Below are 19,182 nucleotides of genomic sequence, written 5' to 3' on the forward strand. Positions count from 1 at the left end.
AAATTACCAGCCCCGGTGCTGGATCCCCCGCGGTCAGGGCGTGCGGCGGCGCAGCGTGGCGGCACCCAGCACGAGGGCCAGGAGCGTGCAACCCGCGACGACCGACATGTCGCGCGCGAGCGTGCCGGTGACCTCGGCGGTGCGCGTGAGCTCGACCATGGCGTCGACCGCGTAGGTCAGCGGGAGCACCACCGAGATCTGCTCCAGCACGGGCGCCATCTGCTCGCGCGGCACGAACAGCCCGCACAGCAGCACCTGCGGCAGGATGAAGGCGGGCATGAACTGCACGGCCTGGAACTCCGTCCGGGCGAACGCGCTGGCGAACAGCCCGAGGGCCATGCCGAGCAGCGCGTTGAGCACGGCCACCAGGAGCAGCATCCCCACCGGGCCGGCCAGGTCCAGGCCGAGCCAGATCATCGAGATCGTGGCGGCCACCGCGACCTGGACCACCGCCAGCAGCCCGAAGGCCAGCGCGTACCCCAGCAGCAGGTCGAGCTTGCCGAGCGGCATGGTCATCAGCCGCTCCAGGGTGCCGCCGGTGCGTTCCCGCAGCGTGCCGACGCTCGTCACGATGAACATCACGACGAACGGGAAGACGCCCAGCAGCAGCGGGCCGAGCCGATCGAAGATCGCGGGCTGCTCGATCACGTATCGCAGCAGGACCATCAGCACGGTGGGCACGCCGACCAGCAGGCCGACCGTACGGTGGTCGTGCCGCAGCTGCGTCAGGATGCGCCGCGTCGTCGCCAGGGTGATCCGCAGGTTCACGCGGGTGCTCCCTCGCGCTCGGAGATCAGGTGCAGGAAGGCCTGTTCGAGGTCCTGGCGGCCGGTGCGGGCGCGCAGCGCGGCAGGGGCGGCGTCGGCCAGGATGTCGCCCTCGCGCATCAGCAGCAGCCGGTCGCACCGGCTCGCCTCGTCCATCACGTGGCTGGAGACGATCAGGGTGACGCCGCCGGCCGCCAGCTCGTGGAACAGCCCCCACAGCTCCTGCCGGAGCAGCGGGTCGAGCCCGACCGTGGGCTCGTCCAGCACCACCAGCTCGGGACCGCCGAGCAGCGCCACGGCGAGGCTGGCCCGGGACAACTGGCCGCCCGACAGGGTGCCGACGAGCTGCCCGCGCTGGTCGGCCAGCCCCACCTGGGCGATCACCCGGTCGGCGTCGTGCCGGGAGGCGCCCAGCACCGAGCCGAAGTAGCGCAGGTTCTCGGCGACGGTCAGGTCGGTGTAGACGGCGGGCTGCTGCGTGGCGTAGCCGACCAGCCGGCGCAGTTCGGGGTCGCCTGCCGGCCGGCCCAGCACGGTCACCGTGCCGCCGCGGACCATCTGGACGCCCACGATGGACCTGATCAGGGTCGTCTTGCCGCAGCCGCTCGGACCCAGCAGCCCCAGCACGGCACCGCGGGGGACGTCGAAGTCCAGCCCCCGGAGCACCGGCCGTCCGCCGCGGTCGACGCGCAGCCCTCGTACGCTCACCGCCGGAGCAGAACTCATCATGTGTTGAATTTAAGTGGACGCAAAGACCCCGTCAAGGGGATCTCATGGGAGTTCAGCCCAGATAGTGCTGGATCACCGGGGCCAGGAGCTCGACCAGCTCCTCCTCACTGGCGGACGCGACCGGCTCCGTCTTGATCACATAGCGCAGGATGGCCACGCCGACCATCTGGCCCACCGCCGCCTCGGCCCGCAGCAGCGAGGTTCCGCGCGCCGCGGCGACCCGGCGGAGCAACGCGGTGGTGATGAACTCGCGCATCAGCGTCGCGGCCTGCTCGTTGGTCATGGCCGAGCGCACCATGGCGATGACCGGTGCCCGGCGCTCCTCGTCCCGCCAGATCTCCAGGAAGATCCGCACCAGCGTCTCGCCCAGTTGGTCGGGCGGCGCCTCCAGCAGGCGCGGCAGGACGTCGGCGGGCGTCACCGGGAACTGCATGGCGGTGGTGAAGACGCCCTCCTTGTTGCCGAAGAAGTGATGCACCAGCGCGGGGTCGCAGCCCGCGGCGCGGGCGATCGCGCGCAGCGAGGTGCCGTCGTACCCCTTCTCGGCGAACAGCTCGCGCGCCGCCGCCAGGATCGCCGCGCGGGTCTCGGTGGGCCCGGGCCGGCGGCCCGGGCGGCGGGTCTGCCGGACGTCCGGCTCAGACTTCATCGGCGGGCACTCCGCCGCGACACCTCACCGCCCGGAGTGACCTCCCACGTGTGGTCGGGCGCGGCCAGGTGCAGCCGGGTGAAGGCCAGCGCCTCGGCGAGGTCGGCCATCCGGTCGGACCGGTCGGCCGCCCGGCGGGTGTTGACCTCCAGCACGACGTGGCCGCCGAATCCCTCGACGGCCAGCCGCTCCAGCATCTCGGCGCAGGGCTGGTTGCCCCGGCCCGGCACGAGATGCTCGTCCTTGTTGGGGACGCCAACGCCGTCGGCGAGGTGGATGTGCCGCAGCCGGTCGCCCAGTTGCGTGGCCATCTCCAGCGGGTCCGAGCCCGACACCGCGGTGTGCGAGGTGTCGAGCGTGACGTACGGGAAGTCCTGGTCGACCGGGTTCCAGTCGGGGGCGTACATGCCCACCTCGGCGGCGCGGGCCTTGACCGGGAACATGTTCTCCACCGCGAACATGACGTCGGTCTCCTCCTGCATGCGGGCCAGGCCCTTGGTGAACTCGCGGGCGTAGTCGCGCTGCCAGCGGAACGGCGGGTGCACCACGACCACCTCGGCGCCCAGTTCCTCCGCGACCTCCTTGGAACGCACCAGCTTGCCCCAGGGGTCGCGGCCCCAGACCCGCTGGGTGAGCAGCAGGCAGGGCGCGTGGATCGACTTGATCGGCACCTGGTGGTACTCGGAGAGCCGCCGGAGGACGTTCAGGTCCTGGGAACCGGCATCGGTCGCGACCATCACCTCGATGCCGTCGTACCCCAGCAGGGCCGCCATCTCGAAGGCGCTCGGCACCTTCTCGGGATAAACCGACGCCGTCGAGAGGGTGACCGAGGCGTCCGGCAACCGGAGCCCCGGTGGAACGGTGCCGTTGTACTGCGCGGTCAAGGCTCCCTCGCCATAGTGTCGCCGGGCGGTTACTTGATGTCTGAAAGCCTATGCGGTATTAGCCGAAAGTGATGCCCGGTTGGGACATCCCTCCAGCTTACGAGCACTCCGGCTACCATCGGCCACCGTGGCCGATGTCGTGCGCGGGGCCGTGCCGAGCCCCAACATCTGGAACTCCCCGCAGGTGTACGAGGTGGAGAACCGGGCCGTCGACCCCGACGGGCTGATCGAGGCGACCATGCGCCGGCTCCACCCCTGGGCGGGTGCGAACGTGCTCGACCTGGGCTGCGGAACCGGCTTCCACCTGCCGCTCTTCGCCCGGGAGGCGACCCGGGTGGTCGGGGTCGAGCCGCATTCCGGCCTGGCCGCGGCAGCGCGGCGCAGAGTGGCGCATCTCACGAACGTGACCGTCCGGGACGGCGCCGCGCAGGCGCTGCCCCTGCCGGACGCCTCGGTCGACGTGGTGCACGCCCGCTGGGCCTACTTCTTCGGTCCCGGCTGCGAGCCCGGGCTGGCCGAACTCGCCCGGGTGCTGCGGCGGGGCGGTACCGCGTTCCTGATCGACAACGACGCCACCCGGTCGACGTTCGGCGGATGGTTCCGGCGCTGGCTGCCCGACTACAACCCCGGCAAGGTGGAGCGGTTCTGGGCCCGGCACGGCTTCACCCGCGAGCCGCTGCTGATCCGCTGGCTGTTCGAGCGCCGGGCCGACCTGGCCGCCGTGCTCCGCATCGAGTTCCCCGCCGAACTGGCCGAGGCGTTCCTGGCCGAGCACCCCGGTCTGGAAGTGGACTACGCGATCAATCTCTGGCACCGGAACTATTGAGTTCGTCTCTATTACCGATCGGTAGCGAGCGGCATACTGTACGCCCCGTCGAATTGGGACTTCGGAGGTCGCGTCATGGGCACGGGTCGCAGAATCCTCACCGCCACCGCCGTCGGGGCGGGAGCCGCCGGCGCCGCGGGCGCCGGCCTGGCGCTCCAGCGCAACGCCGTCCACCGGCTCCGGCTACGACCCGACCCGTACGCCGGCGAACCGTTCGGCTCGCTGCGCGGGCAGCCGGTCCAGGTCCGCGCCACCGACGGCACCCGGCTGTACGCCGAGATCGACGACCCCGACCGCACCGACCTCGCCATCGTCTTCTCGCACGGCTGGACGCTCACCCAGGACTCCTGGCACTTCCAGCGCCGGGCACTGCGCGGCCTCGGCCGGCTAGTGTTCTGGGACCAGCGCGGCCACGGCCGCTCCGACCCCGGCGACCGGCTCGGCAACGACGTCCCGCTACTCGGCCACGACCTCGCCGCGGTGATCGAGCAGACCGTGCCCAAGGGGACACCCGTGATCCTGGTCGGCCACTCCATGGGCGGAATGACGATCATGAAGTACGCCGACCTGTACCCCGCGGAGATCGGCCGCCGGGTGCGCGCGGCCGCACTGGTATGCACCTCGTCGGGCGGGCTGAACCAGGTGACCCTGGGCATGCCCGCCCTGCTGGCCCGGCTCACCCAGCGGCTCCTCCCCCGCACGCTGCGCGCGGCCGGCGCCGGAGCCGGCCTCATCGAGCGGGTCCGGCACCTCGGCCGGGACGGCGCCGTGCTGGTGGAAGACCTGATCGCATTCGGCCCCGAGGCCAGCCCCACCGCCGTGCGATTCGCCGAGGAGATGATGGCCGAGACCCGGATGGAAGCGCTGCTCGACTTCTTCCGCTCAATGATCACGAACGAGTCGATCAGCGACTGCACGGCCCTCAGCGCCGCCGACGTGCTGATCATCGGTGCCGAGAAGGACGCCCTCACCCCCCTCTCACACAGCGCCCGAATCGCCGACTGCCTACCATCGGCCCGGTTCGAGACCATCCCCGGCTCCGGCCACATGGCCATGATGGAACGCCCCGGCGCAGTCTCCACCCACCTCACCGACCTCGTAGAACACACCCGCAAAGAGCTCTGTTAGCTTGGCGCTCGTTCCTCGCGCTTGTCGCGGCGCCTTCGGCGCGCCGTCTTCCCTCGTCGTGGTGAAGATCGCTCGTACCTCACGATCTTCACCACTCCTCAGTCCAGACGACGCGGGCGCCGCTCCCTTTTCGCCTCGCTGCGCATCGGCGCCCATCTCGTCCTTTTGCCGGCCCGTTCAACTCGCCTGGCCGGTCAACGTGTGACGGTGGTCGGTTCCCGGACGGCGGTGGTGACGCGGGTTGCGACGGCTTGCATCCCTCGGGCGTTGGGGTGGATCGGGGCGGCCCGGGAGTTCAGCAGGATGCCCTCCACCCACCGCTGTCCGGCCGGGGCGCACATGTCGCGGCCCTTCCCGTCGGTGTAGACGTCCACGAACCCGGCGCCGTGCGCGCGTGCCTGCTCGGCGAGCATCCGGTTCAAGGATCGGTGCAGCCCCTCCAGGTAGGGCACGTCACCCCGGGCTACCGGGACGAACGGCCAGCATCCCCGTTCGGGAGGCAGCAGCCGCAGGTAACCCACCACGAGTACCCGGGCCCGCGGCGCGCGGCGCCGGATCTCCCCGAGCACCGCCGCGACCTTCGGCGCGGTCTGTGTCACCCGCTGCTCCAGCCCCGCACCGTACTGGGCCGCGCAGGGAGCCCCCGCCGGATTCCGCAGGCTCAGCACCCCGCACCCCACGGCGAGATCGCTGAACCCCACGTCGTTCCCCCCGATCCCCACCGTGACGAGCGAGGTCCCCGGGCCGAGTGCGTCCAGTTGCGGCCGGTTCCGCCCGAACAGCACGCTCTGCGGCTGCGTCATGTGCGACGTCCGCGCCCCGCTACAACTCACGTCGACCAGCCGCCCCACCCGCAGTTCCCGCGCGACCAGCGACGGATAGTTCCCGCTGGACCGCAGACACCCCACCGGCGCCCCCCGCTGCTCGGGGATCAACGGCCCCGCCGTGAACGAATCCCCCATCGCCACGTACTCACCCACCACCCCCTCGGCCTCGGCACTCGTCGCCCCCACCGGCCCGAACACCGCCGCCAGCACAACCCCGGCCACCCAGACGGCACGCCTCATCCGCCCGCTCCCTCTCCACCCACCCGCGAAACCCCGCCCGCGGCCCCCCAAGCACAGGCCCCCACCCGGGCCCCCGTCAACGAAAAGGCCCACCACCGCAGGCCACACTTCCCTTACCGAACGTCACACTGACACCACAAGCCCCACCACGCCCCCACCCCACACCCCGCCTCCGCACGCCCCCGCCCCACACTCCGCCTCCCACACCCCCCACACCCTCACGCCCATTCGAAAAGGACGAGATGGGTGCCGATGCGAAGCGAGGCGAAAAGGGAGCGGCGCCCGCGCCGTCTGGACTGAGGAGCGGTGAAGATCGTGAGGAACGAACGATCTTCACCGCGACGAGGGAAGACGGCGCGCCGAAGGCGCCGCGACAAGCGAGCGAAGCGAGCCAAGCCAGCACTGTCCGACCCTCCCCCTACTCTCCTTCCTATGGCTAAGACGAAGACCGCCTACCGCTGCTCCGAGTGCGGGTGGCAGACCTCCAAGTGGGTGGGTCGCTGCGGCGAGTGCCAGACCTGGGGCACCGTCGCCGAGGCCGGTGCCGCGGCCCCGCCCCGGGTGGTCTCGGCCGGGCCGGTGAGCACCCCGGCGCGGCCGATCGGCCAGGTGGACGTGCGGTCGGCGCAGACCCGGCCGACGGGGCTGGACGAGCTCGACCGGGTGCTGGGCGGCGGGCTGGTGCCGGGCGCGGTGGTGCTGCTGGCGGGCGAGCCGGGCATCGGCAAGTCGACCCTGTTGCTGGAGGTGGCGGCGCTGGCGTCGGCGGCCCGGTCGGGTGAGCGGGGCGGCTCGGTGCTGTACGTCACGGGTGAGGAGTCGGCCGAGCAGGTGCGGTTGCGCGCCGACCGGGTGGGCGCGGTGACCGAGGGCCTGTATCTCGCCGCCGAGACCGAGTTGTCGGCGTTGTTGGGGCATGTCGACGCGGTCGAGCCGAAGTTGCTGGTGGTCGATTCGATCCAGACGATCGGCACGGCCGAGGTGGACGGGGCGCCGGGCGGGGTGACCCAGATCCGCGAGGTCACCGCGAACCTGATCCGGGTGTCCAAGGAGCGCGGCATCACGACGGTGCTGGTCGGCCATGTCACCAAGGAGGGGGCGATCGCGGGGCCGCGGCTGCTGGAGCACCTGGTGGACGTGGTCTTGTACTTTGAAGGTGACCGGCACAGCCGGCTCCGCATGATTCGCGCGGTGAAGAACCGGTACGGGCCGACGGACGAGCTGGGCTGTTTCGACCTGTCGGAGGTCGGCATCGTGGGGCTGCCCGACCCGAGCGGGTTGTTCCTCAGCCGCCGGGAGGAGCCGGTGCCGGGCACGTGCGTGACGGTGACCCTGGAGGGGCGCCGTCCGCTGGTGGCCGAGGTGCAGGCGCTGGTGGCGAAGTCGTTCCTGCCGAGCCCGCGCCGGGCCACGTCGGGCCTGGATTCGCCCCGGGTGTCGATGGTGCTGGCGGTGCTGGCCCAGCGCTGCAAGATCTCGATGCACGAGCAGGACGTCTATGTCTCCACGGTGGGCGGGGTGCGGCTGACCGAGACCTCGGTCGACCTGGCGGTGGCACTGGCGGTGGCGGGTTCGACGGTGGAGCAGTCCATGTCGGGCAACGTGATCGCGCTGGGCGAGGTGGGCCTGGCGGGCGAGGTGCGCACCGTGCCGGGGGTGCAGCGGCGGCTGGCCGAGGCGTCCCGGTTGGGCTTCGACTACGCGGTGGTGCCGCGGGGTTCGCTGGAGCTGGGTGAGACGACCGCGCTGAAGCGCAACGGGGCGCGTGGCCCGGTCTCGTTCGAGGGGATGACAGTGCGTGAGGTGGACAGTTTGAATCAAGCGTTGCAGGTGGCCTTCACGGCTTCCTGAGCACCCGACCGGCCGGGGCAAGCCGCCCTTAAGCCGCCCTTAGGTCCGCAGCGGAGCCTGCTGAAAGGGCTCCTCGGTAAACTGAGCGCCGTCCAGCGACCTCCGGGGGTCTCGTGCCAGTACAGGAAAAGGGTCATGACGAACGTCGCCGCGCCACCCTGGCAGCGGTGGCTCCGGGCACCGCGATTCGCGATGGCCTGGAGCGCATTCTGCGGGGGCACACCGGCGGGCTGATCGTGCTCGGCCACGACAAGGCCGTCGAGGAGCTCTGCAGCGGGGGCTTCGAGCTCGACGTGGAATTCTCCGCGACGCGGTTGCGGGAGCTGGCCAAGATGGACGGCGCGATCGTCCTCGACAGCACCCACACGCGGATCGTCCGGGCGGCCGTGCACCTGGTGCCCGACTCCACCATTCCCACCGAGGAGTCCGGCACCCGGCACCGCACCGCGGAGCGGGTGGCCCGGCAGACCGGCTGCCCGGTGATCTCGGTCAGCCAGTCGATGCGCATCATCGCGCTGTATCTGGACGGCGTCCGCTACGTGCTGGAGGACTCCGCGACGATCCTGTCCAAGGCCAACCAGGCCCTGGCCACGCTAGAACGCTACAAGCTGCGGCTGGACGAGGTCTCCGGCACGCTGTCGGCGCTGGAGATCGAGGACCTGGTCACGGTCCGCGACGTCAGCGCGGTGGCGCAGCGGCTGGAGATGGTGCGCCGGATCGACGACGAGATCGAGGGGTACGTCGTCGAACTGGGTACCGATGGGCGGCTGCTGTCGCTGCAACTGGACGAGTTGGTCTCGGGCGTCGACCGCGACCGGGAGCTGATCGTCCGCGACTACTGGCCCGGTGACGCGCGGCGGCACGGCGTCGAGGAGGTGCTGACCGCGCTGGACGGGTTGTCGGCCACCGAGTTGCTCGACCTGCCCACCGTGGCCGACGTGCTGGGTTTCGCCGGCCCGGACGCCCTCGACCTGCCGGTCAGTCCCAAGGGTTACCGGCTGCTGGCCAAGGTGCCGCGGCTGCCCGCGCTGGTGGTCGAGCGGCTGGTCGAGCATTTCGGCGGGCTGCAGAAGTTGCTCGCCGCCGGCATCGACGACTTGCAGGCGGTCGGCGGCGTCGGCGAGTCCCGTGCCCGCAGCGTCCGCGAGGGCCTGTCCCGCCTTGCCGAGTCCTCGATCCTCGAACGCTACGTCTGACCGCCACCGGGCGCCCTTCCGACGCCCGGCACGCCCACCTGCCTCCACCCCGACACCATGATCCTTCAGTATCCAGGGCGTTAGAGCGCCGCGAAAGCTGAAGGATCACGGCTGCATGCGCTCTCAGCGGGTGATCCTTCAGCATCCGTGGCGCCATGGCGCCACGGATGCTGAAGGAGCAGCTTGTATCCGCTCCTTGCGCCAGGGCCTGTCTCAAGGTGAGGCCACAAGCCCCGCGGTACACCAACGCCGGCTTCCGGCCCCGTGCCCGGTGTTCGTGGAGGATCAGTGGTGCCAGAGCACCACTGATCCTCCACGAACACCGGCGCAGGCAAGGCATGCCCCGTCAGGGCGGCCGGGCCCCGCCCGAGCGAACCAAAACCGTCGGAACCCGGCCCGCGCCGAAGCACGGCTCAGGTGAGGCGGAAGACCTGCTTGGGGACCTTGGCGCCCTTGACCGTGACGACGTACGTGCCGGGCCGGGCGGTGGAACGGCCGCCGGGGCAGCCGTCCGAGGAGCGGCGGCGGTCCCAGGTCGTCTCGGTGATGTGCGGTATGCCGCGGCGCAGCAGCTGGAGCGTCGAGGCCGGCCCGCCGGCGCAGTGCGCGGACGACCACACCCGGTCCGATCCCGAGGTCACCCGCAGCTCCAGTTCCCGGGGCCCGACCCCGTAGGTGCAGGAGCGGGCGCCGGTGTTCACGACGGTGAGCCGGAAGACGGGCCGGTCCTTGCCGCCGTAGGAGCCCTTGGTGGGCGCCAGACCGACCACCACGTCCTTGGGGTCGCAGGCGTCGCCGTTCCGCCGCGGCGCCGCCGGGGTCACGGTGACCCGGGCGGTGACGGTGGCGGTGATGGTGGGCATCGCGGTGGGCACGGCCGAAGCGCTCGCGGCCGGGGAGGCCGACGCGGCCGCGCCGCTCACCGGCCTGCGGTCCTCGCCGTGGGAGCACGCCCAGGCCAGCACCCCCACGCCGGCCAGCACCCCGCCCAGGACGAGGACCCGGCGGCGCCAGTAGGCGTCCAGCCCGATCCCCTCGTCGTCACCCTCCGCGTCCGAATGCATGCAGACAGTATGCTTTTTGGATCTTCTCGGGGCCTCGAGACCCGCCGTGGAATAGTGGGCACCGATGAACCGTTTCGCCGAGCCGATCCTCGACTGGTACGCCGAACACGCCCGCGACCTCCCGTGGCGGCGCCCGGAGGCGACCCCCTGGGGAGTGCTGGTCAGCGAGATCATGCTGCAGCAGACCCCCGTCGTCCGGGTGCTGCCGGCCTGGGAGCGCTGGCTGGAGCGCTGGCCGACGCCCGCCGCGCTCGCCGCCGAACCGTCCGGCGAGGCCGTCCGCGCCTGGGACCGGCTGGGCTACCCGCGCCGGGCGCTACGGTTGCACGCCTCGGCCTGCGCGATCGTGGAGCGGCACGACGGTGAGGTCCCCTCCTCCCACGCCGCGCTGCTGGAACTGCCCGGGATCGGGGCGTACACGGCCGCCGCGGTGGCGAGCTTCGCCTTCCGGCAGCGGCACGCGGTGCTGGACACCAACGTGCGCCGGGTACTGGCCCGGCTGGTCTCGGCCGAGGAGTACCCGCCCCGGTCCCAGACGGTCGGCGAGGTCACGCTCGCCGAGTCGCTGCTGCCCCTCGACCCGCCGACGGCCGCCACCTGGTCCGTCGCGGTGATGGAACTGGGCGCCCTGGTCTGCACGGCCCGCGCCCCGCGCTGCGTCGACTGCCCGGTGCTCGCCGGCTGCGCCTGGCAGGCGGCCGGCCGCCCGGCGTACGCGGGCCCGGCCCGGCGCGGCCAGCGCTACGCGGGCACCGACCGGCAGTGCCGGGGGCGCCTGCTCGCCGTGCTCCGGCACGCCGACGGCCCGGTCGAGAAGGCGGCCCTCGACGTCGTCTGGTCCGAACCCGTCCAGCGCGAACGCGCCCTCGACGCCCTGATCGCGGACGGCCTCGTGGACCCCCTGGACGACGGCCGCTACGCCCTACCCTCCTGATCCCGGCCGGCTGTTCCGGCCCGCGGACGCCTGGACGCCCGTCCCGGCGGACCCGCACCTGGTCCCGGCGAACGGCCTCCGGGACGGGAGGTCGCGCCGCTCCGCCACCCGCTCACCCCCGGGCTGCCCGCACCCGGCTGTCCGATAGCGGAAAACGCCGCAGCCGTCCGGGACGGATCGGGTTTACTCGGCGGCAGGGGCGATCGCGGACGGCGAGGAGGGGCCGGTGGCGGAGGAAAGACCCGCGGTCCGGCGGCGGGCGGCCAGTCATGGGGTGCGGACCTTCGCCGGGGGGCTGGTGGAGTTGCCGTTCGTGCCCGAACTCGTCCGCGAGCTGACCGCGACGTTCGAGGCGCTGGGCTTCGACCCCGCCCCCGGCGGCCACCGTGACCTGCCCTCCGCCGAGCTCGGCCGGGCCGTGCTCGGCGGGCTCGCCGCGCCGGCGGACGTGGCGGTGGTGCACGTGATCAGCCATGGGCACCGCGGCCGCAGCGACGGCGTCTACCTGCTCGGCGCGGACGGCGCCGTCTCCCGCGAGAACGACGTGGAGAGCTGGCTCAAGGAGATCGAAGACCGGGCCGACGGCCCGCCCACCCTCTTCCTCCTCGACCTGTGTCACGCCGGCCGGTTGGCCCGGCTGCCCTGGCAGTCGGGCGGGAGCGGCAGGAGCCGGGTACTGGCCGCCTGCCAGGGCGACGAGGCCGCCTACGACGGCCGGTTCACCCGGGCGCTGATCAACGTGCTGCGCGACCTGCGCGGGCTGGCCGTCGATCCGGCCCTGGAGCACGTCCCGCTGGCGACGGTCGCGCAGGCGGTGCGCCGCGAGGTCAACCGGCTGGCGACCGAGGCCGACGGTTTCGGGCAGCAGGTGACCGGCAGCCTGGTGGACATCTCCGCCGACTCCGACCTGCCGTTCTTCCCCAACCCGGCGTACCGCGCCGGGTTGCCCCGCGCGGAGCTGCGCCGCGGGCTCGACCCCGGGGTACTGCCCTTCCTCGACGACCTGGACGAGGGCCTGGACGCCCGGCACTTCATCGACCGGGCGGCGGGCACCGGGGTGCTCGGCGAGTTCGATCCCGCCCGGCTGAGCGCCCGGCGCTTCATCCACTGGATGACGGGAGTCGGTGCCCCCGAGTCCGAGCCGGACCTGATCGCCGGCTGCTTCACCGGCCGTGACCGGCAACTCCAGCAGCTGTCGCGGTGGATCAACTTCTTCGACCGGGGCACGCTGGCGGTGCTCACCGGCAGCCCCGGTGCGGGCAAGTCCGCCCTGCTCGGCGTCCTCGTCTGCGCGGCCCATCCCCGGCTGCACGCGCCCACCAAGCCGCTCTGGAACCGCGCCACCCACCTGCCCGACCCCCTGCACCCCGGGCAGCTCGCCGCCATCCACGCCCGGCGCCGGACCCTGGACGAGGTCACCGCGTCGATCGCCCGCCAGCTCGGCCTGCCGCCCCCCGGTGACCCGGCCAGGCTGATCGCCGCGATGCGCGATCTCCCCGTGCCCCCCGTCCTGGTGCTCGACGCGCTCGACGAGGCCGAGGACGGGACGGCCCTGATGAATCACCTGCTGTTGCCGCTGGCCGCGGACCGCACGGAGCGGGGCGCCACCGCCCGGCTGCTGGTCGGCACCCGCCGCTATCCCGAGTACGCGCCCCTGCTCGCGGCCGCCGCGATCACCGACCTCGACGACATCCCGACGGACGTGCTGGAGGACGACCTCAACCGGTACGTCCTGGAACTGCTCCGGGCCACGCCCCTGTACCGGCCGCGCGGCGCCGTGCAGGGCGCCTTCGCCCACGAGTCGGCCCAGGTGCTGGCCCGGGAACGCGAGTGGGGCGGCTTCCTGGTGGCCGGCCTGTACACCCGGCACTTCGTGACCACGCACACCGACCCGCCGCTGGACGACCCGGCGGAGGCCGAACGGCTCGGCGCCGCGGTGCCGCGGAGCCTGCCCGAGGTGTTCGAACTCGACCTGGACGCCCAGGCCGGCGACCGCCCGCTACGGCCCGTCCTGACAGCACTGGCGTTCGCCCAGGGGCAGGGCATGCCCGTCTCGGTGATCGCCCGGGTGGCCGGAGCGCTGGCCGGGAACTCCCTACCCGACCCGCAGGCACAGGACGGACAGCGCCTTCCCCCGCGTTCGCCTGGCACCGGAGGGAACGTGGTCCGGGCCGGCTCGCAGGCACGGGACGGGCAGCGCCCTCGCCCGGGTCGGCCCCTGTCCGGTGCGCAGGTGCGGGACGCGCTGGACGCCGGCCGGTTCTACCTGCGCCGGGCCGTCGACACCGACGGGACCGTCCTCTACCGGCTCTTCCACCAGGGCCTGGCCGACCATCTCGCGGAGCGGGACGACGCCGGAGCGGTCCTGCCCGCGCTGCTGGCGGCGCTCGGCCCGCCCGGCGCCCGCGACTGGAGCGCCGCCGAACCGTACCTGCTGCGGCACGCCCTGCACCACGCCGACGCCGCCGGCGACCCGGGCGCCCTGCTCGACGACCCGGAGTTCCTGCTGCACGCCGACCCCGCCTGCCACGCCGACCGGCCCGACTCGTGGCCGATGCTGCGCGCCCACCGCCGCGCCGTGGCCGACGCCGGCCCCGCCGGGGACCCGCGCCACCACCTCGCGCTGCGCGCCGCCCGAGCCGGGGACGTCCGGCTGGCCGAACGCGTCGCCAACCCGCCGGGCGGCCGGCCGCTCCCCTGGCAGCCGCGCCACGTGTGGCGGCGCCCTGCCGCGCTCCCGACCGCCGCGCCGCCGACCCAGGGCGTGCCGGGGCACGACGGGCCGGTGTACGCGCTGGCCGTCGGCTCGCTCGACGACCGGCCGATCGCGGTCACCGGCGGCGCCGACCACACCGTGCGCATCCACGACCTGGCCACCCTGCAGCAGCTCGGTCCACCCCTGCACACCGCCAGGGCACCGGTGTACGCGGTGGCCCTGCGCCTCCACCGGGGGCGTCCCATCGCCGTGACCGGCGAGGCCGACGGCACGGTACGGGCCCTGGACCTGGCGGCCCGCGACCAGATGGGGCCCGCCTATACCGTCCACGAGGGGCCCGCCTACGGGGTCGCCTGCACGAAGGCCGCCGACGAACTGTTCGCCAACGCGCTGATCGCCCTCTCGGTCGGGGCCGACTCCCTCGTCCGGACCACCCAGTTCTGGAACCCGGGATTCCTCGTCCCGCCGACCGTGGTGTCACCCGGGTTCCAGGTCGGGCACTCGGGGCCGGTGTTCGGGGTGGCGGTCCACTGGATCCAGGACCTGCCGGTGGCCGTCACCGGGGGCGGCGACGGCACGGTGCGGCGCTGGGATCTGGCCGCCAAGGAACCACTGGGCGAGCCGCTGCGCACCCCCGCACCGGTGTTCGCCGTCACCGTGGCGGCTCCGGGCGGGCGCCCGATCATCGTGGCCGGCGGCGCGGACGGGGCGGTACGGCTGTGGGACCTCGCCACCGGCGCCCCGGCCGGCCTGCCGCTGCCCGGTCCCCGGCCCGTCATGTCCCTGGCGGCCGGGCACCTCGACGGGCGTCCCGTCATCGTGGCCGGCGGCGGGGACGGAACCGTGCGCGTCTGGGACCTCGACACCCGCCGGGAGATCGCCCGGCACGCCCCCGGGCCCGCCTCCGTCCCCGCGGTGGCCCTCGCCGAGGTCGCGGGCCGCTCGGTGGTGGTCGGCGGCGACTACGGGGGGCGGGTCACCCGATCGTCCCCGGGGCCCGCCCGGCCGGCCCTGCTCGGACCGCTCGGGCCGTCCCTCGCCCTGCTGGCGCACTCCGACGGCGAGGTGGTCGCCCGCGACACCCGGTCGGGAGAGATCCGGTACTCGGCGGAACTACCGGCCGGCCGCCGGGTGGTGGAGTGCAGGACCGCCCCGGGCGCCGGGCGCACGGTCCTGCTCGCGAGCGACGGCACCGGCTGGCTGTGGGAACCGGAGCAGGGCCCGCCCGTTCAGACCGCCGCCTTCGACCGCGCGGAACCACCGGTCCTGGTGCGCGGCGGCGAGATGGTCGTGCAGGTCGTTCCCGGCGACGGTGGCACGCTGCGCTGGCGCGCCCCCGCCGGGGACCTCACCGCCGATCCCGGCCATCGGCACCAGGGCGCCGTCACCGCCGTCACCGCGGCCGCGCCCGGCGGCCGGCCACTGGTGTTCAGCGGAGGCGAGGACGCGACCATCCGGATCTGGGACCCCGCCGACCGCCGGCAACTCGACGCGCTCCCGCTGCCCGGACCGGTCCGGGCCCTCGCCGTCACCCCCGACGGGCACCTGCTGGCCGACACCGGCACCGAGGTGATCTGCTTCCGCGGCCCGGGCGCTCCTCGATGAGCGGGCCTTCCGGCCCCAGGGTCGGTCCGGAGCGCAGGGTCGACCAGATCGTGTTCCGCTCGTCGTTGGAGTCCCTGGGCGGCCCCGGCCGGGGAGGCATGGGCCCGGTCGCCTCCTCCCTCACCCCGCAGGAGACGTTGGCCTGGTCCATCCGGTTGAGAAGCGGTGACTTCGTCGCGCCGCTGGGCTACGGCTCTTCATCCGGTACCGGGCCCGCCCTCGGCGGGTTGCCCACGGGAAACGAGCCCGGCGCCCGGGACATCGTCCTCCGATGCGTGGAAGAACCCGATTACTCCGGCCGGCCCTCCTGGCTTCTCCATGTACTGCTGCTGCCCGCGCAGTCGCCCATCGAGTGTTCCGCCGCATGGTTGGCGACAGGACTGGCCGACTGGTCTGCGTGGGTGCCCCCTGGCGTTCCAGTCCCCGCCGAGTTACTGCCCGCCGTCGACGTCAGGATGCTCCACCAGTTCGCCCAGGACGGGAACGCTCGTCTCACCGCGAGGCTGCCCGAGTACAGGGAGACGCTGATCCGCTTCGTCGCCGAAGTCCTGGAAGACCCCGACGCGCTGTTCTCCGCCGACCTGAGCTCCGTGGACGATCCTCTGGTGCTCGTGCACGGCCTGGTCTCGCTGCTCGCCGGAACGGCCGGCCGGGAACCGTGGAGCCTGCTCGTCAACGGTCGGGTGCTGCACTCCCCTGACGAACCCCGCCTGCTCGTCTCCACTGAGAGGGAAGGAGCATCTGCGCTTCTCCTGCAGTTGGCCGGGCACGCACGCCGTGAACTGACCGCATCCACGGCCGGCCCGGCCGTTCGCGAGGCGGCCCCGGTCATCGTCGCCTTGCTGGAGGGCGGGCGCACTCCGCCGCAGGCACCCCTCTCGTCCAGGCAAGAGTTCCTGGCTTGGGCGGCCGCGGAGCACCACGAGCCGGCCGGCGGCGAAACGCTTCTTTCCGACAAGCCCGGGGAACGACTCGCCGCCCGTTCCTTCGCCTCGCATACCGCGCAGGAACTCCGGGAACGGTTCCGCGACGCCACCGATCAGCAGGTGGCCGAGCTCGCCGCCGAGTTCGCCCGCCGTCCCGGGGTCCCGGAGCTCATCCGCGCCCTCAGGCGTGAAGTCCTCGCCAGGGGCATGGCCGGCGGACCGTCCCCGACCTCCGACATCGCCCGCTCCCTGGGCCCCCCGGACGACGACGACATGCGCGCCGCGTTCGACAGGTGGGCGGAGTGGCCCTGGGAGGTACGCGCGCCGGGGACGGCCGGGGTCCTCCGCTCGGCGCTCCCCCTCGGGCTGCTCCGGGACGACCGGTTCATGGATCGCGTGCTGGCGGGCGGTCCCGCACACGAGATCCTGCGCGCCGTCGAGCAGTGCGCCGACCTGCCGGGCGTGGTCGGCTCCTGCTTTCTGGCGCTGGGCCGCCGTACCCTTTCCGCCGGGGAGCGGTCGCGCTACCGGGAGGTACTGCTGGCCACCGGTCTGCTCTCCTCGCTGGACCGGTATCCCCCGGCCGGGTCCGAGTGGCTCGAAACGGCTCTCCGGCTGGGCTACGACCGGCTCCCCGCCGGCGAGATGGACGCCGCCGTCGAGGAACTGGGCTCGGCCATGGCCGAGCCGCCGTGGCGCACGCTGGCCGATCTCGCCGAGGGCCTGCCGGCCAGGCTGGCGCTGGGACGGGCCGCGTTGCACCAGGGCGTGCGGTGGAGCGCGTTGCACGGCGCGTTCGACGGCGTTCCCCTCACCGACCTGCTGGCGGCCGCCGCCACCTGCCATCCCGCCGACCTCGCGCTCGCCGAGTTCCTCCTCGGCGAGATCCGGGCCTCGGCGGACGAAGCAAACAAGGCAAACCGGGAGAACCAGAAGGCCGTCCGGGAGGCGCTGGCCGAGCACGGACACCTGAGCTGGGTGATCGAGTCCCTGTTCCCCGACGACGTCGAAGCCCAGGTGAAGAAGTACCAGGTGCTGCTACGCGCCGCCCACGGCAACTTCCTGTTCCCCGACGCCGCCCGCGCGATCCTGCGAGATCCGGTGCCACCCGCGCTGGCCGTCGCGGTGCTCGGTCACTGCCCGTCGGACGTGCTCCCGCAGGCCATGAACGCCATCGCACTGGAGTACCTGCGTGCCGCCGGTATCCCCCCGGACCTGCTGAGCTTTCCCTGAGCGTGTTTCACCAGGCGACGAGTTCGAACCAGACGCTCTTGCCGGTGGGGATGCGGTGGACGCCGTGGCCGTCGGCGAGGTGCGCGACGATGAACAGGCCCCGGCCGGACTCGCCGTACGCGTCCCCGACGACCCGGCCGGGCGGCAGGACGGGGCTGCCGTCCCGCACCTCGACGCGCAGCCGGTCGCCGCGCCGGTCCAGGACCATCACGATGGGTGGCTCGCCACCGTTCTCGCGGCCCCGCACCGTGAGGGCGCGGGTGGCGGGGATCTCCCAGCGGCGCTCGTCGGCCGGCTCGTCGAGGACCGCCGCCGGAAGGGGACCGTCCGGCAGCGCGCGTTCCGCCCACAGGGCCGGCCCGGGGTCGCCGCCCGGGAACGCCTGCTTCGACTCCACCAGCGGCGCGCCGCCGTAGTCGGCGCCCTCGCAGGGGCAGGGCCCGACCGGGACGGGTTCCTCGCGGCCGGCGGGCGGGTGGGAGACGCACCCGTCCGGTGGTGCGGCGTGCCGGTGGGCGTTGGTGACGATCTCGCTGACGCAAACTTCCAGCCGTTCGATCACGTCCTCGGGCACGCCCCAGTCCCTGGCGGTCAGGACGGCGTCGCGCCGGGCGACGGACGCCGCCTGCGGGCGGTTGCGCAGTCGGACGCGCTTGAGCGGCATGGAGGGCGCCTCGATCGACACTCTGTAACTCTCCTCGGGCCGGCAGGGGGCTCGGTAGTTCGTCTTCCCTGCTCAGCGGGTCGTCACACGGCCACTCACCGCATGTGGAGAACGTCGGAAACGTACCCGTCAATCACCGACACGAAGGGAGGAGGTCAAAGGGGGAAAGATCTGCGGCCAACACCAGGCAAGTCCGGACGGTCAAACGCGCCTGGTGGAGAGAACCGCAATGCGTTCGGTGAGGGCTATCCAGGCCATCCGGCGACCCTCGACCGGCGGGCCGGGCGCCAGCAGCGCGGCGATGTCGCGGAGGACGTCGGGATGCCGCTGGACGAAGCACCACAGCTCCCGGGGCACCCGGCGGCCCGCCACGACCAGGTCGCGGGCGCGGGCGGCCAACTCCCGGGCCAGTAAGGGGTCGTCGCGCCGCTCCAGGCCCTGGACGGCCGACAGCGGCACCCCGGCCCGGACGCAGGCCAGGACGGCCCGGCGGTACGCGGCGCCGTCCAGCGCGTCCACGGCGCCGAGCGCCACGGGCGCCAGCGCGGGGTCGCCGAGGGCGGCCGCGACCAGGTCCGCGCCGATTCCCGCCAGCACGGTGCGGGCGTCGCCCTCCGCCGTGCGGTCGATCAGGTGGGGCAGCGCCTTGAGGATCGCCCGGCGTTCGGCGGTCCCGCCGCGCAGGTACAGCTCGGCCGGCCGCAGCCGGTCGGTGGGAAGCGCGCACAGCAGGACCGTCCGGGCGGCCTCGTCGGCCGTCCAGCCGGGAGGTCCGGCCAGCGGGGCCCGGCCGCAGTTGAGCCCGGTCGCCGGGAACAGCTCGGTGATCGCTCCGGGGTCGAGGGACAGGAAGGTCAGCGCCTCGTCGAGCCAGCGCCGGCCGCCGTCCGCCAGCGCCCCGTCCAGGGCCTCGTACAGCTCGTCCATGCCGCCAGGATGCCCC

At 73.2% G+C, this 19,182-nt stretch carries 15 protein-coding genes; 7 read left to right on the forward strand and 8 right to left on the reverse strand.

The features are described 5' to 3' along the window. Window positions 1-33: 33 nt before the first annotated feature. The 4 genes from DPM19_RS11485 to DPM19_RS11500 all read right to left on the reverse strand — a co-directional run bounded on the left by DPM19_RS11485 (window position 34) and on the right by DPM19_RS11500 (window position 3,029). The gene (locus tag DPM19_RS11485; protein WP_111865993.1) at window positions 34-768 is read right to left on the reverse strand and encodes an ABC transporter permease; all 735 of its coding nucleotides are present in this window, start codon (window positions 766-768) and stop codon (window positions 34-36) included. Next, complete coding sequence (locus DPM19_RS11490; RefSeq protein ID WP_233510039.1) at window positions 765-1,475, reverse strand: ABC transporter ATP-binding protein; 711 nt, start codon at window positions 1,473-1,475, stop codon at window positions 765-767. The genes DPM19_RS11485 and DPM19_RS11490 overlap by 4 nt, the downstream gene beginning before the upstream one ends. Before the next feature lie 73 nt (window positions 1,476-1,548). Beyond that, window positions 1,549-2,145 (reverse strand): TetR/AcrR family transcriptional regulator, encoded by a 597-nt coding sequence (locus tag DPM19_RS36940; protein WP_111865999.1) that lies wholly within the window; start codon window positions 2,143-2,145, stop codon window positions 1,549-1,551. Next, window positions 2,142-3,029 carry a sugar phosphate isomerase/epimerase family protein gene (locus tag DPM19_RS11500; protein ID WP_111866001.1) on the reverse strand — a complete coding sequence of 296 codons (888 nt, stop codon included), beginning with the start codon at window positions 3,027-3,029 and terminating at the stop codon, window positions 2,142-2,144. The genes DPM19_RS36940 and DPM19_RS11500 overlap by 4 nt, the downstream gene beginning before the upstream one ends. A 127-nt stretch (window positions 3,030-3,156) precedes the next feature. On the opposite strand from DPM19_RS11500, the gene DPM19_RS11505 reads away from it, so the two are divergent. Next, a complete protein-coding gene (locus DPM19_RS11505; RefSeq protein ID WP_111866004.1) occupies window positions 3,157-3,855 on the forward strand; it encodes a class I SAM-dependent methyltransferase in 699 nt (232 codons plus the stop codon). 75 nt (window positions 3,856-3,930) lie between these two features. Then, entirely contained in the window at window positions 3,931-4,983 is a 1,053-nt protein-coding gene (locus DPM19_RS11510) for an alpha/beta fold hydrolase (RefSeq protein WP_111866006.1), read from the forward strand. Between the two features lie 194 nt (window positions 4,984-5,177). Here DPM19_RS11510 and DPM19_RS11515 read toward each other — a convergent pair whose 3' ends face one another. Beyond that, window positions 5,178-6,050 (reverse strand): SGNH/GDSL hydrolase family protein, encoded by an 873-nt coding sequence (locus DPM19_RS11515; RefSeq protein WP_111866009.1) that lies wholly within the window; start codon window positions 6,048-6,050, stop codon window positions 5,178-5,180. A gap of 432 nt (window positions 6,051-6,482) precedes the next feature. Here DPM19_RS11515 and radA point away from each other — a divergent pair, with 432 nt between their 5' ends. Then, complete coding sequence (gene radA, locus DPM19_RS11520) at window positions 6,483-7,901, forward strand: DNA repair protein RadA (RefSeq protein ID WP_111866011.1); 1,419 nt, start codon at window positions 6,483-6,485, stop codon at window positions 7,899-7,901. 113 nt (window positions 7,902-8,014) lie between these two features. Further along, complete coding sequence (gene disA / locus DPM19_RS11525; protein ID WP_111866014.1) at window positions 8,015-9,097, forward strand: DNA integrity scanning diadenylate cyclase DisA; 1,083 nt, start codon at window positions 8,015-8,017, stop codon at window positions 9,095-9,097. Window positions 9,098-9,510: 413 nt separating this feature from the next. On the opposite strand, the gene DPM19_RS11530 is transcribed toward disA, so the two are convergent. Next, complete coding sequence (locus tag DPM19_RS11530; RefSeq protein ID WP_111866017.1) at window positions 9,511-10,161, reverse strand: hypothetical protein; 651 nt, start codon at window positions 10,159-10,161, stop codon at window positions 9,511-9,513. Between the two features lie 64 nt (window positions 10,162-10,225). Between DPM19_RS11530 and DPM19_RS11535 the strand changes: the two genes are divergently transcribed. From DPM19_RS11535 to DPM19_RS11545, 3 genes are all read left to right on the forward strand, one after another. Continuing rightward, window positions 10,226-11,095: an HhH-GPD family protein gene (locus tag DPM19_RS11535; protein WP_111866020.1), complete on the forward strand. Its 870-nt coding sequence runs from the start codon at window positions 10,226-10,228 to the stop codon at window positions 11,093-11,095. Between the two features lie 226 nt (window positions 11,096-11,321). Next, window positions 11,322-15,416: a caspase family protein gene (locus tag DPM19_RS11540; RefSeq protein WP_111866023.1), complete on the forward strand. Its 4,095-nt coding sequence runs from the start codon at window positions 11,322-11,324 to the stop codon at window positions 15,414-15,416. Continuing rightward, entirely contained in the window at window positions 15,413-17,575 is a 2,163-nt protein-coding gene (locus DPM19_RS11545) for a hypothetical protein (RefSeq protein WP_146778819.1), read from the forward strand. The genes DPM19_RS11540 and DPM19_RS11545 overlap by 4 nt, the downstream gene beginning before the upstream one ends. 7 nt (window positions 17,576-17,582) lie before the next feature. Here DPM19_RS11545 and DPM19_RS11550 read toward each other — a convergent pair whose 3' ends face one another. Continuing rightward, complete coding sequence (locus tag DPM19_RS11550; RefSeq protein ID WP_111866029.1) at window positions 17,583-18,260, reverse strand: ATP-binding protein; 678 nt, start codon at window positions 18,258-18,260, stop codon at window positions 17,583-17,585. A 180-nt stretch (window positions 18,261-18,440) separates the two neighbouring features. Next, window positions 18,441-19,166: an EboA domain-containing protein gene (locus tag DPM19_RS11555; RefSeq protein WP_199484989.1), complete on the reverse strand. Its 726-nt coding sequence runs from the start codon at window positions 19,164-19,166 to the stop codon at window positions 18,441-18,443. Window positions 19,167-19,182 lie beyond the last annotated feature (16 nt).

The organism is Actinomadura craniellae (assembly GCF_003289645.1).
Classification (GTDB): Bacteria; Actinomycetota; Actinomycetes; order Streptosporangiales; family Streptosporangiaceae; genus Actinomadura_D; species Actinomadura_D craniellae.